General features: G+C 57.6%; 12 protein-coding genes. 7 read left to right on the top strand and 5 right to left on the bottom strand.

The features are described 5' to 3' along the window. Window positions 1-62: 62 nt before the first annotated feature. Entirely contained in the window at window positions 63-3,089 is a 3,027-nt protein-coding gene (secA, locus tag AC6IY8_RS08100; RefSeq protein WP_497778285.1) for a preprotein translocase subunit SecA, read from the top strand. A 681-nt stretch (window positions 3,090-3,770) separates the two neighbouring features. On the opposite strand, the gene AC6IY8_RS08095 is transcribed toward secA, so the two are convergent. Beyond that, on the bottom strand, window positions 3,771-4,214 hold the full coding sequence (locus AC6IY8_RS08095) for a hypothetical protein (RefSeq protein WP_497778284.1): 444 nt from the start codon (window positions 4,212-4,214) through the stop codon (window positions 3,771-3,773). 699 nt (window positions 4,215-4,913) lie between these two features. Here AC6IY8_RS08095 and AC6IY8_RS08090 point away from each other — a divergent pair. Further along, entirely contained in the window at window positions 4,914-5,426 is a 513-nt protein-coding gene (locus tag AC6IY8_RS08090; RefSeq protein WP_497778283.1) for a DinB family protein, read from the top strand. Window positions 5,427-5,444: 18 nt separating this feature from the next. On the opposite strand, the gene AC6IY8_RS08085 is transcribed toward AC6IY8_RS08090, so the two are convergent. Then, window positions 5,445-6,023, bottom strand: coding sequence for a hypothetical protein (locus AC6IY8_RS08085; protein WP_497778282.1), 579 nt, complete (start codon window positions 6,021-6,023; stop codon window positions 5,445-5,447). A 202-nt stretch (window positions 6,024-6,225) separates the two neighbouring features. On the opposite strand from AC6IY8_RS08085, the gene AC6IY8_RS08080 reads away from it, so the two are divergent. Both AC6IY8_RS08080 and AC6IY8_RS08075 read left to right on the top strand, forming a co-directional pair. After that, window positions 6,226-6,687, top strand: a complete 462-nt coding sequence (locus AC6IY8_RS08080) for an RsbRD N-terminal domain-containing protein (RefSeq protein WP_497778281.1) — start codon at window positions 6,226-6,228, stop codon at window positions 6,685-6,687. 151 nt (window positions 6,688-6,838) lie between these two features. Beyond that, the gene (locus tag AC6IY8_RS08075) at window positions 6,839-9,343 is read left to right on the top strand and encodes a DUF6600 domain-containing protein (protein ID WP_497778280.1); all 2,505 of its coding nucleotides are present in this window, start codon (window positions 6,839-6,841) and stop codon (window positions 9,341-9,343) included. A 63-nt stretch (window positions 9,344-9,406) separates the two neighbouring features. On the opposite strand, the gene AC6IY8_RS08070 is transcribed toward AC6IY8_RS08075, so the two are convergent. From AC6IY8_RS08070 to AC6IY8_RS08060, 3 genes are all read right to left on the bottom strand, one after another. Next, window positions 9,407-10,966 carry an ArnT family glycosyltransferase gene (locus tag AC6IY8_RS08070; RefSeq protein ID WP_497778279.1) on the bottom strand — a complete coding sequence of 520 codons (1,560 nt, stop codon included), beginning with the start codon at window positions 10,964-10,966 and terminating at the stop codon, window positions 9,407-9,409. Window positions 10,967-11,035: 69 nt separating this feature from the next. Beyond that, a complete protein-coding gene (locus tag AC6IY8_RS08065; RefSeq protein ID WP_497778278.1) occupies window positions 11,036-11,614 on the bottom strand; it encodes a class IV adenylate cyclase in 579 nt (192 codons plus the stop codon). Between the two features lie 211 nt (window positions 11,615-11,825). Beyond that, a complete protein-coding gene (locus AC6IY8_RS08060) occupies window positions 11,826-12,698 on the bottom strand; it encodes a UbiA-like polyprenyltransferase (protein ID WP_497778277.1) in 873 nt (290 codons plus the stop codon). Window positions 12,699-12,814: 116 nt separating this feature from the next. On the opposite strand from AC6IY8_RS08060, the gene AC6IY8_RS08055 reads away from it, so the two are divergent. From AC6IY8_RS08055 to mqnE, 3 genes are all read left to right on the top strand, one after another. Further along, the gene (locus tag AC6IY8_RS08055) at window positions 12,815-13,777 is read left to right on the top strand and encodes an aldo/keto reductase (RefSeq protein ID WP_497778276.1); all 963 of its coding nucleotides are present in this window, start codon (window positions 12,815-12,817) and stop codon (window positions 13,775-13,777) included. Window positions 13,778-13,926: 149 nt separating this feature from the next. Continuing rightward, window positions 13,927-14,073: a hypothetical protein gene (locus AC6IY8_RS08050; protein ID WP_497778275.1), complete on the top strand. Its 147-nt coding sequence runs from the start codon at window positions 13,927-13,929 to the stop codon at window positions 14,071-14,073. A 117-nt stretch (window positions 14,074-14,190) separates the two neighbouring features. Then, entirely contained in the window at window positions 14,191-15,345 is a 1,155-nt protein-coding gene (mqnE, locus tag AC6IY8_RS08045; protein WP_497778274.1) for an aminofutalosine synthase MqnE, read from the top strand. Window positions 15,346-15,463: the final 118 nt, after the last annotated feature.

Here is a 15,463-nt window from a genome sequence, read left to right as displayed (position 1 = left end):
GCATGCAAAGAAGCTGTTCTGCCGAGAGATGGGGCCGGTAAGCACCTGAAGGAACATAGAAATTGATTAACTCTCTGATTGCAAAGGTTTTCGGGACGCATAACGAGCGCGAAGTGAAGAAGCTGCTGCCGCGCGTGGCGAGCATCAATGCTCTGGAGCCCGAGATACAAAAGCTGACGGATGCGCAATTGCGCGCCAAGACCGACGAGTTCCGCAAGAAGGTGCAGGATCGCCTGGCACAGTTGCAGGAGCCCTCGGCCGAAGAGCTGGATGCTGACCGCCGCAAAGCTTGGGAAAAAGAGCAGAAACAGGCAATCGAAGAAGTGCTGGATTCGATTCTGGAAGAAGCTTTTGCCGTGGTGAGGGAAGCGGGACGCCGCGTCCTGAACATGAGGCACTTCGACGTGCAACTGATCGGCGGTATGGTGCTGCACTCGGGGCGCATCGCCGAAATGAAGACCGGCGAAGGCAAAACGCTGGTCGCGACGCTGCCGGTGTATCTGAATGCGCTCTCGGGGCGTGGCGTGCACGTAGTCACGGTGAACGACTACCTGGCAAAGCGCGACTCGGAGTGGATGGGCAAGCTGTACACCTTCCTGGGGATGACGGTGGGCGTGATCGTCCACGACCTGGATGATGCGCAGCGGCAGGCGGCTTATGCCAGCGACATTACTTACGGCACGAACAACGAATTCGGCTTTGACTATCTGCGCGACAACATGAAGTTTGACATGCGCGACTGCGTGCAGCGCGGGCACAACTTCAGCATCGTGGACGAAGTTGACTCGATCCTTATCGACGAAGCGCGTACGCCACTGATCATCAGCGGCGCGAGCGAGGAGTCAACCGATAAGTATGCGCGGGTGAACGTGATCATTCCGAAGCTGACCAAGGGCGAAGAACTGCCCGGGGCAGAGCCGAACGAGAAGATCTACACCGGCGACTTCGTTGTCGATGAAAAACACAAGAACGCAATGGTCACCGAAGCAGGCTGGGAGAAGGTTGAAAAGCTGCTTGGAGTGGAGAACATTGCAGATCCGGAAAACTGGGATCTGAAGCATCACGTGGAAGTCGCGGTGAAGGCGCACAACCTGTACAAGCGCGACGTGGAGTACGTGGTGAAGGACGGCGAAGTCATCATCGTCGATGAGTTTACCGGACGACTGATGCCGGGACGCCGCTGGTCGGACGGCCTGCACCAGGCGGTGGAAGCCAAGGAAGGCGTGAAGATCGAGCGCGAGAATCAGACGCTGGCGACGATCACCTTCCAGAACTACTTCCGCATGTACAACAAGCTGGCGGGTATGACCGGTACGGCAGAGACCGAAGCGGCCGAATTCGACAAGATCTACAAGCTGGAAGTAGTGGTGATTCCGACGAACAAGCAGTTGCTGCGCGTTGAGAACAAGGACGTGGTGTATCGCACGGAGAAGGAGAAGTACTTCGCCGTGGCGGACGAGATTGCGCGCATTCACGAAAGCAATCAGCCGGTGCTGGTTGGCACGACCTCGATCGAGAAATCGGAACGGCTGAGTGAGCTGCTGAAGAAGAAGAACATCAAGCACGTTGTGTTGAACGCGAAGTTCCACGAGCGCGAAGCCGAGATTGTTGCTCAGGCCGGTCGCTACGGCATGGTGACGATTGCGACGAACATGGCAGGCCGCGGTACGGATATTCTGCTGGGCGGCAATCCGGAATTCATGGCCAAGCAGGAAGCGCTGAAGCGCGGGTTGGCGACGGCGGTGAAGGCTGTTGCTGGTGGAGTCGAGGCAAGGCCGGACGATCCGACGACAGCGTACTGGTACTACCAGGGACAGGAATTCAGTATTCCGTCGGAAACCTGGGCGGAGTTGCTGACGAAGTACAAGGCCGAGACGGACGTGGAGCACGCGCAGGTGATCGGCGCGGGCGGGTTGTTCATTCTGGGCACGGAACGGCACGAGTCACGGCGTATTGATAACCAGTTGAGAGGCCGCGCGGGACGCCAGGGCGATCCAGGTGCGTCGCGCTTCTACCTGTCGCTGGAAGACGACTTGATGAGAATCTTCGCCAAGGAGTGGGTGTCGAACCTTCTGCGTCAGCTTGGCATGGAAGAGGGAATTCCGATTGAGTCGGGGCTGATAACGCGGCGCATTGAAGCAGCGCAGAAGGCTGTGGAAGCCCAGAACTTCGAAGCCCGTAAGCATTTGCTCGAATACGACGACGTGATGAACAAGCAGCGCGAGGCGGTTTACAGCCTGCGTCGTCAACTGCTGGAAGGCAGCGAGCAGAAGGAAATGATTCAGCAGGATTACGTCCGCGACATGCTGGGCGGAATTCTGGAAAAGTATGCCGGTGAAGAAGTGCACCCAGAAAACTGGGATATCACCGGGCTGAAGAACGAGGTCTATGGCCGCTTCGGCGTGGACATCCTGGCAGAAGGCGTCGATCCAAAGACGCTGAATCATCACGAGCTGGGCGATGCGATTTTCGACCGGCTGATTGCGCGCTACGAAGCGAAGGAAAAGCTGATCGGCTCGGAAGCAATGCGTCAGCACGAGCGCGTGATCATGCTGAGCGTGCTGGACCAGTTGTGGAAGGACCATCTGCTGCAGATGGACCACCTGAAGGAAGGAATCGGACTGCGCGGCTATGGGCAGCACGATCCTCTGGTGGAGTACAAGAGGGAATCGTTCAACCTGTTCGAAGAAATGATGGAGCGCTTCGAGGAGGAGACGGTTCGTTATCTGTACATGATGCGCGTGGTGGACGAGAACGGAGACGAGATCAGCTACGCGGCGGCAGTGGGTGGAAGCCCGGTGAGTCCGATGGCCAGCTCGGGAGCGGAACAATTGCAGTATTCGGGGCCCGCGGTGGAGGCCGAGCCTATGGAGCGAGCTCCGCGACGGATGCAGACTTCACTGGACGATGTCGAGAAGCAATTCCAGCGCAAGAAAGAGCGGGAATTGCAGCAGGCACGCATGGCAGGCGCAGGTCCGACGGACGGCGTGCAGCAGGTGGTTCGCGGCGGAGACAAGATTGGACGCAACGATCCCTGCTACTGCGGCAGCGGCAAGAAGTATAAGAAGTGTCACGGGGCGAATGCGTAAAGCGTCGCCTTGGATTAAGAGCTCCGGAGCGCGGCTCCGGAGCTTTCTTTGTTTGGGTGAGGGTCGAAACGCTTACGTTGATTGAGCTGATTTATCTTCCGGTTCTGGGACAGTGAGCGGAAAGCCCTGTATTGTTCACCAATCCCCGGGTTCTCTCTTAGCCTTGCCATCCTTGTATTCGCAGCGCGAAACCAATGGATGAAAGCTGTTGAATGAAACTGGGCGCGAGTTGAAGCTCTAAACACTTATCACCGGACTCAGGCAGTGCCATTGTGTTGTTGAGTACAATCTCTGCTTCGCCGCCACTTCGCATGAAATCGGGCCAATACGTAGTGTTAGCATCGAGAAATTGGGCCACCTTTGCGAGTGCGTTCCCGTAGTCCGAGGCATCATCGCCAGCTTGCAACGATGCATAGAATACATTTCTCTTGGCTCTCGAGAGCTTTATGTCTGGGTTCAGAGACAGAGCAAGGGACATGCTCTCTGCGTCGCGCTCCGGGTGGCGCAGCACAATGCAAATACTGTACGAGTCTCTGCCATACGTGACGGGCTTTTCATCGATCATGACTGCATTTTCTCAGATTGTTGACGGATAATCGCCTTTCCGCTCAGCATCCTGTTCCGGAGGAAGCCCTGTTTCCGACAGGTATACCGCATTGCATGCGAGTCTAACAGCGCCAATTATCGAACATCCAAATTGATCGCGCACTCGATTGAGTTCAGGTTACAGCAAGCGTCTACAGCGTCGTAGGGGCATTCAGGAGAAGAGTTATTCTTCAGCCAATTGCGAGCATCTGACCAGTTCTGCGCGCCAGAAACAACAAACACATCCGGACGGATAGGGTGAGTGAGGAAGTATCCGAGCGCTCCGCCGTTTAGATTCACTACCGTATCTATCGGGTGGGTGTATGTGGTGCCGCGTGCGTCTGTCCCAAACAAAAACATAGCGAGGTAGCGGCGCATGCGGCCCTCGAAAGTAGCCGTAACTGAGTAGCACGCATAACGGGTCAAGTGACTTTGACTAACCTTTTCCGCATATGCCACGGCTTCGGACACGGGAATATTCCAGTCCTCCAATACGGTCTGTTCCTTCATCCATCGCGCATCGCCCATATCAGTGAACACGCTCCAATCCCCCTCCGTTAATGTCTGACGTACTGTTCCGATAAACAGAGCATCGCCACCGCTCGGCTTTGTAACCAAGTCTCCGTACTTGAGTTCCTTTAGATCAGAAACATCTCCAATCCTAAAGGCTCAGTGCGAACGATGATTTTTTTTGTTGCCATCACGCTGTAAATAGACGCAGAGTTTGCGGTTTGGTTAGGTTTGCGAATCCCCGGTTCAGTCGTTTGGACAAGAGTTCGGAGTTGAACGGCGAGCGTCACTTTTGCATAGGCCCGTCAAACTGCTGCTTCTTCTTGCGTCATGGACGCACAAAATGAAAGACATGTCGTCAAAAGGAGCCACAGAACAGAATGAGTGTCGTTCTACGCATAAACCCTCTAGGGTTCTCAATTTCTCACATTTGGATTCAACTCTGCGAAAGAGGATACCTGTCCAAAAATCGCCTTATCGCTCCATATCCCCATTTGGGGCGATGATGAACTACCCCACTCAACGAAAGGAGAGTTGAGTGGGCACCTGTGATGTTTCACGTTGTCCTTCGACGGAAAACGACTTGAAAGATCACAGCCACCCGCCAATGAGAAGCGAACAGCCCTGAGTTGGATACAACTCTGGGCGCCTGCCCGAGCCGCTTTCTACACCACTCAATTAAGGCGGCTGAGGTTCCTTCAGGCTACATTCTTCATCGAATGAGACGGTATGAAGACGACGATTTGGTTTGAGAGGAAGTTTGAGTTTGCGTTTCCGGTGGAGCTTTATCCCAACGTGTTTGTGAGGCTGAGGGGGACTCCGGCGCGGATGGGAGAGATGCTGGGAGGCGTGTCGCGCGAGGTGATGGTGCGCAGGCCGGGGGCGGAGAAGTGGTCGGCGCAGGAGCATGCGGGGCATCTGCTGGATTTGGAGCCGCTGTGGATGGCGCGGGTCGATGATTTTGTTGATGGGCGAGGGACACTGACCGTGGCGGACCTAACGAATCGAAAGACGTTTGAGGCGAAGCACAATGAGCGCGAGGTGGCTGAGTTACTGCGCGAGTTTCGCGCGGCGAGGCGGCGATTGATAGAGCGCGTGGAGGGACTTGAGCCAGCGCTGATGGAGCATTCTATGGTGCATCCGCGGCTGAAGCAGCCGATGCGGCTGGTAGATCATTTGTACTTCGTCGCCGAGCATGATGATCATCACCTGGCACGGATATGGGAGATGATCGAGCGCTAGTTTTACATTCCTTTCGAATTACGGTCTCTTTCCGGTCGTAATCTTCACCGGTGGATGGTTATCGAAGTTCAGCGTGGCGGTCATGGAGTCGCGCGCGTCGAACTCCTGCTGCGTGAGCGGGAGGGCGACGATGACAGAGCCAGAGGCGCGCTGATTCGGCGCGAGTTTGAGATCGCGGAAGAGGCCGTCACGAGCGTGCTGCTGCAATTCGGGGAAAGCAGCGAAGTAGCGCGGGAAATCGGTGGCTGATCCGAAATCGTCCTTGAAATCCGATCCCTTGGCGTGGACGGCGATGTTGACGTTCATGAGGCGCAGGGGTTTCTCCGTGACATTCTGAAACGTGAGATTGACGACGGCGATGGAGTTGTTCTGGGTGGGGATGGTGACGGCGTAAGCATCGTCGATCGATCCGGAGGCGACGGGCTTGGCGCGCAGCAGGAAGGCAACTACGCCGAGGGCAGCGGCTACAAGCACCATGGCAATGACCATGGGAACAGCATTGGGCATGGTGTGCTTGAAGCTGTCGAACTCCTCAGTCATGGGGACGTGAGCGGGATCTGGCTCGCGTGGATCAGGTCGCGGTGTTGGCGAGGTCATGGAGGTGCACTCCTTTCCGCTGATGTGAGATGCCGTCCGCGAGCCTGCGGTTGGTGAGGCAGGTGGGCTGGCCTAGACTGCGCAACGCGAACTGTTCCGCGTACCGAATCGGGTGGGGGCTGCGGAGCAATGTACTTTCTTCTTCAGAGTGGGGGGTGGCTCAGCCGTTTTCTCCTTTGCCGAACAGCAAGGGGAGAGATCGATGGTCGGTGTGGGATTTTCGCGTATCGCAGAGCGGAACAGCGGTGAACTGGCGAGTTCGTTGGTTCGAAAACTACGGAAGTCTCCGAGAACTCCGGCGTATGCGGCGCTTGAGCCCGAGCTACTTGAGCGAGAGTATCGGGAATTTTTCGTGAACCTGACGGAATGGCTGCTGTACCGGACAGGAGCTGACATCGAGAAGACGTTTACCAGAATAGGAACGGCACGGGCGCGGCAGGGGGTTCCACAGGAGCAATGCGTGCTGGCGATGCTGAGCTGCCGCGATTATCTGGTGAACTATTTGAGACAGGAAGCCACGAGAGAATCAATGGACGGAAAGGGTGTAGAGTTATTCGGTGAACTTGAGTTCGTGGTGGCGGTGAGTCACTTCTTCGACGATGCGATTTTCTATTGCATGAAGGGCTACCGGAACCGTGAGACAGTGGCGGAGCGGGTTGCCTGACAGTCGGTAGCATTCGCCAGAAGGACATCGCCCTGCGGGGCGATTCTTTTTGCGTGAAACAAAACTCAAGAGGAGTTGCCGTGTTTAATGGTCACAGGTGATTGAGTGATTCATGCTGCTTACCAGCTGTAGTCATAGTAAGGAGAAGACGATGAAGTCATCGCTACGGTTCAAGATTCTAGTTGCATTTGCCGTGTTGGCGATCAGCGGACTGGCACTCGCACAAGAGGATATGGCGGGAGATCCGCCGAGTCGCGTGATGCGACTTCAATACGTGCAGGGTGACGTTTCGATGCAGCCGGGCGGGGTGGATGATTGGGTGGCGGCGAACGTCAATCGGCCACTGACGACGGCAGACAGAATATGGACGGATCGCGACGCGCGCGCTGAACTGACAATGGCTTCGGCTGCACTGCGCATGGGGAGCGAGACGAGCCTCACTCTAACGAACCTGAATGATCAGACGGCCCAGATCGAACTCGATCAGGGCGTGTTGAACCTGACGGTACGGTATCTGGGAGCGGGCGAAATCGTCGAGGTGGATACGCCGAATTTTGCCTACACCATTACGCGTCCGGGGGATTACAGATTTGACGTTGTACCGGATCAGGATCAGAGCTGGATCACTGTGCGTCGCGGCGATGGCGAAGCAACGGGCCAGGGAAACGCTGTCCGCGTGCGCTCCGGAGAACAGTTCCGATTCAGCGGAGGACAGTCGCTTTCGTTTACGCCGGGGCGCGTTCCGGATCGCGATGGATTTGACGACTGGTGCGAGGTGCGCGAACGGCGTGAGACGTCTTCGGGCTCAGCCAGGTATGTAGCGGCAGGAACGGTTGGGTACGAGGACCTGGACGATGCGGGAAATTGGGAACCGACGCCGACCTATGGCACCGTTTGGTATCCGCGGGTGCATGCGGGATGGGCTCCGTATCGCGAAGGACACTGGGCGTGGATCGAGCCTTGGGGATGGACCTGGGTGGATGATGCCCCGTGGGGATTTGCACCATTCCACTATGGACGCTGGATTTGTGTTCGCGACCGCTGGGGATGGGTGCCGGGACCGGTAGCAGTGCGTCCGGTGTATGCTCCGGCGCTGGTCGCCTGGGTCGGAGGTCCAAGCTTTGGAGTTTCCGTCGGGATTGGCGGGGGAGTGGGATGGTTTCCGCTGGGCTGGCATGATCCGTACATTCCGGCATATCGGGTGAGCCCGCGTTATGCGCGCGAAGTGAATATTTCGAACTCTCGCGTGGTGAATGTGACGGTCATCAACAACTACTACTCCAACAACGTGAATGTGCGGAACACGACTATTAATAACATTCACTATGAGAATGCGGTGGTGCGCGGCGCTGTTACGGGGGTTCCGAGCGGAGCGCTTGCCTCGGGAAGACCGCTGAGGGGCGCAGCCGTGGTTGTTCCTGCGCAGGAGATTGGACGGGCACGTGTGATGACGGCAGCAGATGTTGTGCCGACGAAGGAAGCAGTGCTTGGTGGGCGTCCTCCGGCTCGAGTGCCAGCGCATGTAGTTGTGCCGAGAAGGCAGGTTGTGGAGAGAGCTGCTCCGCCGCCGCGCCCAGTGAGGTTTGAGCAGCAGCGGCCTCTGCTGGAGAAATCGCGCGGAGTTCCACTCGATGTGGCGACTCGTAACGAGCTGCGGAGGGCAAATCCTCCGGTTCCTCGGGGCGGACAGCCCGCAGGGGCTCCGCCGAATGCAGGAAGACTGCCGGGAGTAGGCCAGCCGAATGCACAACCGGGACGTCCTCCTGTTGCAGGACAGTCTGCTCCAAATCAGCAGGGGAGCAGGCCTCCGGTGGCGAACCGGCCTGAGGACAATCGGCAGATGGGAAGGCCGGGGTATGGAAACTCACCAGCCGGCTCACCGAATCAGCAAGGCAACAGGCCTCCGGTTGTAAATCGGCCTGAGGACAACAGGCAGATGGGACGACCGGGGTATGGAAATCAGCCTGTGCCGCCGAATCAGCAGACAGGCAGACCTCCGGTCGCAAATCAGCCAACGCCGAACACGACTCCGAACATCGGTGGACGTCCGGCACAGCAGGCCCCTGAGGCAAACGTGAACCCGGGAGATAACCGTCCAGGGCGTAACGTGCCGCGGCCTCCGCAGGCAAGTGGTACGCCGCAGCCTCCGGCCTCCGGCTATGGGAACGGCAGAGGACAGGCGCCCGCAGCGAACGTGCCCGACATACAGCGTGGCACTCCGGTGAGGGACACGCCGACTCCGGTGCGTCCGAACACGCCAGCGCACAATCCGATGCCGAATCGCGATGTGGCTCCGACGCGTGAGGTAGCACCGGCGCCGCCGGGACGCAATACGACTCCAGCTCGAGACGTGGCTCCCGGACGCGAGGTAGCACCGGCGGCTCCACCGCGCAACACGATGCCAAATCGCGATGTGGCTCCTGCGCGCGAGCCGGTGCCTCCGCGACAGCAGCCGGTGGCAGCTCCTTCGCGCAATACGCCTCCGCCGCCACGCGAGGGCGCACCTGCAAGGCCGCAACCGCAGACGAGAGAAGCGGCTCCGCCAAGGGAGAATGTGCCGGTTAGGAATGTGCAGGCGGAACGTCCACAAGCGGAACGTCACAATGCCCCTCCGGCGAGGGATAACAAGGAGAAGGAAGCGCCGAAGGACAAGTGAACACCTCCATCGCAAAAGAATGCGGGCCTGAGATGGCCCGCATTTTTTGGGGAGGACTGCTGGCTAGTCCCAATGCTTAACCGTTGGCCATACCTGCTGAGCATCGACCTGAAGCCCCTGGCAGTAGTAGATGTCGAAGTGTTCTTCAGTTCGCGAGAGGGGATGATCGGCCTGACCGATTACGCGAACTGAGCGGCATTCGTGGCGAAAAGTTTCATCATCGTGGAATCCGAGAGCGATGAGGTCGGGATGATGGTAGTCGCGCGGTCCCCAAACGAAGTAACTCTGATGGCCGGAAAGCGCCTTGGGAAGACCGTAGCGCGGGCCGAAGAAGTCGATGGCGCCGGCGTCCCCGTAGTTGTTGGCCAAGATGGCAGTAGTTTTCTTTTGATCCGGTGTCAGCGAGTTATAGAACGCGGCGGTTTTCGCAACCATCTCCTCCCATCCAAACATGTCAGCGTAGAGCTGTGGCAGGACGGCGCGACGGTGATGCTCAAACTCGGGAAGCTTGAGTCCGGTGACCTCAACGAAGCGCTGGAACTGAGGTACGGTGAGCACGGGGATGAGAATGGGCATGGCGATGACCACTATGGCAGCGGCAAGCGTCGCGACAGTGATGGGAATCCAGCGAAGGCGCGGGCGGTCGCACCATTCGCTGACAGCAATGGCTCCGGCTGCGAAGACCATCGGGTAGATGGGCGCTAGGTAATAGTTCTTCGCCTTGAGCAGCATCATGATTACGTAGAAGGCGAGAAATGTGATACCGAGGGCGCGGTATCGCTTGCTGCGCACGAGGTAAATGACACCGCAGAAGACGACCAGCATGGAGACGGGATTCACCGTCTGGAGCTGCTGCAGGAAAAAGCCGAGCGGAGGTAGCGCAACATCGCGACCGTTGCGGCGGATGTTGGCCATGAGTTCGAGGAATGGAAAGTGACGTTGCTGCTGCCAGAGGAAGTTGGGCAGCGAGATGAGGGCAGCAAGAAGAATGCCGATCCAGAAATGGGCGGAGGCGAAACAGCGGCGCCAGGAGGTGGCCAGGGTTCCGAGGACGAGCGCCGCAAGGAAGAAGATCACGACGTACTTGTTCAGGATCGTTATGCCGGTGACGACGCCGAATAACAGCCAGAGGCGCGGATTGCCGGTCTTCTCGATGCGGACGAGGATAAGCGCAAGGAGCGTCCAGAGAACGAAGTCGAACGCGTTCATGGTGAACAGGTGGGAGATGCCGACCATGAGGGGCATGGCGGCGATGAAGACAGCCGCGAGCACCTGTGCGCGGGTATTGCCGCCGAGTTCGCGGGCGAGTCGGGCGGTGATCCACACGCTGGCGGCGGCAGAGAGTGCGGGCAGCAGACGCAGCGCGTAGAGCGAAGTGCCGATGGTGTGCTCGAGCAGCCATGCGGTCCAGCAGATGAGCGGAGGTTGATCGACGTAGCCCCAGGCGGGGTGCTCTCCGCAAGCAAGGTAGTAGAGTTCATCGCGAAAATAGCCATAACGCGGAGCAATGGCCATCAACAGCACAAACAAAGCCGCGGAGATAATCCACACGGCGGGCGGAGTGCCGTCGTTGGAAATGGAACGGGAGACGGAGGACGTTGAAGTCGAGGGAAGTGTGCTCATGAATATCCTTGCAAGTCGCCAATGAGTCCAGCGGAGGATACGTCGAATCCTGTTGCAGGGTTCCGCCAGTCAGGGACGGGTTGTGCCACATTCTTCGAAGGTCATGTTCTGTGCGGGGCTGTTGGTGCGCTGCTTCCATTGAGAGAACATTTCGGCGTATGAGACGGTGATGTAATCCTGCTCGTGGACGCCGAGAGCTTTGGCGGTATGGTCGATCCAGTCGGGCGAGCCTTCGATTTCGGCGATGATGCCAATGGGTGTGCGGTCAAGTACGACTTCGCCCGCGTCGTCGGTGTATTCGGCGCGATATTTGTCATAGCGGAATGATGGATGATAGCCAAGGGCGGTAAGGATGGCGTGCATCTCTTCACCGTTAGCAACGGCGGTTTCGTGTTCGGTGCGGCTCTTGTGTTTTGTAGCTGTGCCACGGGTTTTGTGGGTGATGCGCCACTTTTCTCCATAAAGGCGAAGGCGGAGGACTTCTCCCGCACGGCGGAGGTCTCCGGAAGCGTTGTCGTAGAGAGTGTTGGACTCGAAGGTGGAGGGAGTGGACTCGCGGAATCCGGAGGCGCGTAGGGACTGAAGAAGGGTTTCTGCGTCGTGGACGAGGAACTTGATTTCGACTTCGTCGTTGTTGTGGGCCGTCATGAGATGGAAAGGATAAAGGAAAGGAGAGGATCGTGGGAAGGGTGGTGGTAGTAGGTGACCTGGAGCGGCAGCTGATATTTGGGCGGCGGCTGGGATCCTTCGCTTCGCTCTGGATGAGACCTTAAACCCAAGAGTAAAAGCAAACCCGAACCCAAAATCAAGAGCAAGGAGCAAGAGCGAAGGCGCTATATGTCGGCCACCGGACTTTGGGCTACGCTTTGTGGAGAAGGCGGTCGGCGGTGATGGCGAAGAGAATGAGCATGGAGATGAAGCCGTTCGTGGTGAAGAAAGCCGCGTTCAGACGGCTGAGGTCGTTGGCTTTGACCAGCGTGTGCTCGTAGAAGAGGGCGAGGCCGGTGATCGCTACGCCGGCGATGGCGAGGTGGCCGAGGCCGAAGCTCCAGAGCATCCAGGCAAAGAAGACGAAAGCGATGATGTGGAAGACGCGCGCGAGGCGAAGCGCTCCGGCGATGCCGAAAGAAGATGGGACCGAGTGCAGGCCGCTGGCAATGTCGTAGTGGTAGTCCTGGCAGCTATAGAGGATGTCGAAGCCTCCACCCCAGAACATGACGGCAGCGGTGACGATGAGCATGCGGGGATCGAGCGTGCCGCGGACGGCGACCCAGGCGGCGGTAGGAGCGATGCCCATGGCGAGTCCGAGAAACAGGTGCGCCCATCGGGTGAAACGCTTGGTGTAGGAATAGCCGCAGATGATAATGAGCGCGATGGGAGAGAGCCGGAATGCGAGAGGGTTGAGCATCCAGGCGGCGAAGAAGAAAATAAGCGAAGTGGCGAGGGTGAAGCCAAGAACGAACGCTCGGGTGAGCAGTCCGGCGGGGATAGCGCGGATGGAGGTACGCGGGTTCAGCGCATCGATGTCGGCATCGACCAGTCGGTTAAAGGCCATGGCCGCAGAGCGCGCGGCGATCATCGCAACGCAGATCCAGCCGAGCGTATGAAGCGGAGGGATGCCGTTGGCGGCGATGACGGCGCCGGTGAGTCCGAATGGAAGCGTGAGGAACGAGTGTTCCCACTTGATCATCTCGAGCGTAACGCGGATGTTGTGTAAGACGTTGTGAACCATGCTTAAGGCGCGACTCGGAAACAGAGATTCAGGGCTATGGGTATTGTATCGTGCCCGCAAAGTTCTGCACCGCAGGGGTGTGCGTGTCATCAGAATAAAGAAAGAGGACAGGTTCGATGAAAAAGAGACAACTCGGTCATTCTGGAATCGAAGTGCCTACGCTTTGCTTTGGTGGAAACGTGTTTGGATGGACAGCCGATGAGAAACGCAGCTTTGAGCTGCTGGATGCGCTGCTGGAGAGCGGTCTGAATTTTGTGGACACGGCGGATTCGTATTCGACGTGGGCTCCGGGAAACAAAGGTGGAGAGTCGGAGGCGATCATCGGGAAGTGGTTCAAGGCGCGCGGCAATCGCGACAAGGTGATCCTGGCAACAAAGGTGGGCTCGCCGATGGGCGAAGGGAAGAAGGGACTGTCGGCGAAGTATATTCGCGCTGAAGTGGAAGAGTCGCTGAAGCGGCTGCAGACGGACTATATCGACTTGTATCAATCTCATCGCGATGACGAGAGCACGCCGCAAGAGGAGACCCTGGGTGTGTATGCGGAGCTGATCAAGGAAGGAAAGGTTCGCGCGATTGGGTGTTCGAACTTCACGGCGGAACGAATTGAGTCTTCACTGGAGATCAGCAGGAAGCTGAATCTGCCTCGGTATGAAACGCTGCAGCCAGAGTACAACCTTTACGATCGTAGCAAGTATGAATCGACACTGGAACCAGTTTGCCTCAAGCACGGGCTGGGTGTGATTCCGTATTTCTCGCTGGCAAGCGGATTCCTGAGCGGAAAGTACACGTCGGCAGAGCAGGCAGAGAGCGTGCCGAGGGCAGGGATGCTGAAGAAGTATTTCAACGAGCGCGGGATGAGAATTGTTGAGGCTCTCAACGAGGTTGCTCGTGAGTTGAATGCGAAGCCTGCGCAGGTGGCGCTGGCGTGGCTGATGGCGCGGCCAAGTATCACGGCTCCGATTGCGAGCGCGACGAAGGTGGATCAGCTGAAGGAACTGGTGGAAGCCACGAAGCTGGAGCTTTCGGCAGAGGTGGTGGAGAAGTTGAACCAGGCGAGCGCGGAGACGGTGGCCGCGTAAAGGTAAAAATCCCCACTCAATGAAAAAGAACGTTGAGCGGGCCACCTGTTCTGAAGAGGAGAGGCGAGTTGTACGGCAGGTGCATCCTACAGGGCGCGGTAGTGCCGCCACAGGTGCATTGCCTGTGATATTTACGCGAGGTGCTCTGGATGAAGAGTTTGCTGTTGTTGGTTGGCCTGTGGGGACTGGTGGGCTGGATGATGTCTCAGAATCCGAAAGATCGCAATGTTGTTCCCGCCGAAGAAGCTGCTGAGAAGCTAAGAGAAGCTTGGGGAGATACACACTCCGCTGCCTGATCCGACATACAAACAAGAAGTTGAGGATGCGTGCGAGGTATCTGGGGCCACTTCCTTGCACGCATGCCTTTTTTTGCCGCGACAGATTGGGTATGGCATGGGATATCATTGAGGAATATGTCGGATATTCGTTTCCCTATTGCGACTCCGCGGCATGAGTTCTCGACTGACGATGCGCGGCTGAAATCGATCCACGACAAGGTGATGGCCGGTGAACGTCTCGATGAGAGCGACGGACTGGCTCTGTATCGCACGAGCGACGTGCTGGCTGTGGGCTGGCTTGCGAACTATGTGCGCGAGCGGTTGCATGGCAATGTGGCGTACTTCAATGTGAACCGCCACATCAATCACACGAATGTTTGTGTGGCCGCTTGCAGGCTGTGCGCGTTTGGGCGCAAGAAGGGAACGGAAGGCGCCTACACGATGGCGCTCGAGGAAGTGTTTGATTCGGCAGCATCGGGCTACACGGAAGCGGTCACCGAATTTCACATAGTCGGCGGGTTGCATCCGGAGCTTCCGCTGCAATACTTCCTCGACATGCTGAGCGGGTTGAAGCAACGGTTCCCGCAGGTGCATTTGAAGGGGTTCACCATGGTGGAGATTGCGTTCTTCGCCAAATTGAACAAGATGTCGACCCGGGACGTGCTGTTGAAGCTAAGAGAAGCAGGACTGGATTCCATGCCGGGCGGCGGTGCGGAGATTTTCTCGGAGCACGTGCGGGCGATCATCTGCGATCACAAGATCGATGGCAGCGAGTGGCTGGAGGTGGCGCGTGAGGCGCATCTGCTGGGCATCAAGTCCAATGCGACGATGCTCTACGGGCACATCGAGGGCGATGAGGACAGAGTTGATCACCTGCTGAAATTGCGGGCGCTGCAGGATGAGACAAAGGGCTTCCAGACGTTTATCGGATTGTCGTTCCATCCTGACAACACGGTGTTGCAGCACTTGCCGTGGACGACGGGGATGCTGGATTTGAAACAGATTGCAGTTGCGCGATTAGTGTTGGATAATTTTCCGCACATCAAGGCGTACTGGCAGATGCTGACGCCGAAGATCGCGCAGATTGCTTTGCGATTCGGTGCCGACGATATCGACGGCACGGTGGTGGAAGAAAAGATTTATCATGACGCGGGCGCGACGACTCCGCAGGGCCTGACACGGCAGGATTTGATCCGGTTGATTGAAGCTGCGGGGCGCGTGCCAGTGGAACGCGATACGCTGTATCGTCCTGTGACGCGCACGGAAACATCGGTCACGGTTTCGGTGTAACGCGTGTCGTAAACGGGTCAGGAATAGAAAATAAGCCGTCATCTGATAAGGATGACGGTTTTGTTTTTTATGCATTGCTGAACAGCGATTCAGGATTCCGGCGATGATGTGATGTTAA

This window comes from Koromonas soli (assembly GCF_059726265.1).
Note: the sequence above shows the minus strand (reverse complement) of the source record. Positions and strands in the feature narration are given on the sequence as shown.

Coding starts and splice junctions, on each gene's coding strand:
- AC6IY8_RS08060 (WP_497778277.1), bottom strand. CDS start 12,698: ATGGTTCACAACGTCTTACACAACATCCGCGTTACGCTCGAGATGATC.
- AC6IY8_RS08065 (WP_497778278.1), bottom strand. CDS start 11,614: ATGACGGCCCACAACAACGACGAAGTCGAAATCAAGTTCCTCGTCCAC.
- AC6IY8_RS08090 (WP_497778283.1), top strand. CDS start 4,914: ATGAAGACGACGATTTGGTTTGAGAGGAAGTTTGAGTTTGCGTTTCCG.
- AC6IY8_RS08075 (WP_497778280.1), top strand. CDS start 6,839: ATGAAGTCATCGCTACGGTTCAAGATTCTAGTTGCATTTGCCGTGTTG.
- AC6IY8_RS08050 (WP_497778275.1), top strand. CDS start 13,927: ATGAAGAGTTTGCTGTTGTTGGTTGGCCTGTGGGGACTGGTGGGCTGG.
- AC6IY8_RS08080 (WP_497778281.1), top strand. CDS start 6,226: ATGGTCGGTGTGGGATTTTCGCGTATCGCAGAGCGGAACAGCGGTGAA.
- mqnE (WP_497778274.1), top strand. CDS start 14,191: ATGTCGGATATTCGTTTCCCTATTGCGACTCCGCGGCATGAGTTCTCG.
- AC6IY8_RS08070 (WP_497778279.1), bottom strand. CDS start 10,966: ATGAGCACACTTCCCTCGACTTCAACGTCCTCCGTCTCCCGTTCCATT.
- AC6IY8_RS08055 (WP_497778276.1), top strand. CDS start 12,815: ATGAAAAAGAGACAACTCGGTCATTCTGGAATCGAAGTGCCTACGCTT.
- AC6IY8_RS08085 (WP_497778282.1), bottom strand. CDS start 6,023: ATGACCTCGCCAACACCGCGACCTGATCCACGCGAGCCAGATCCCGCT.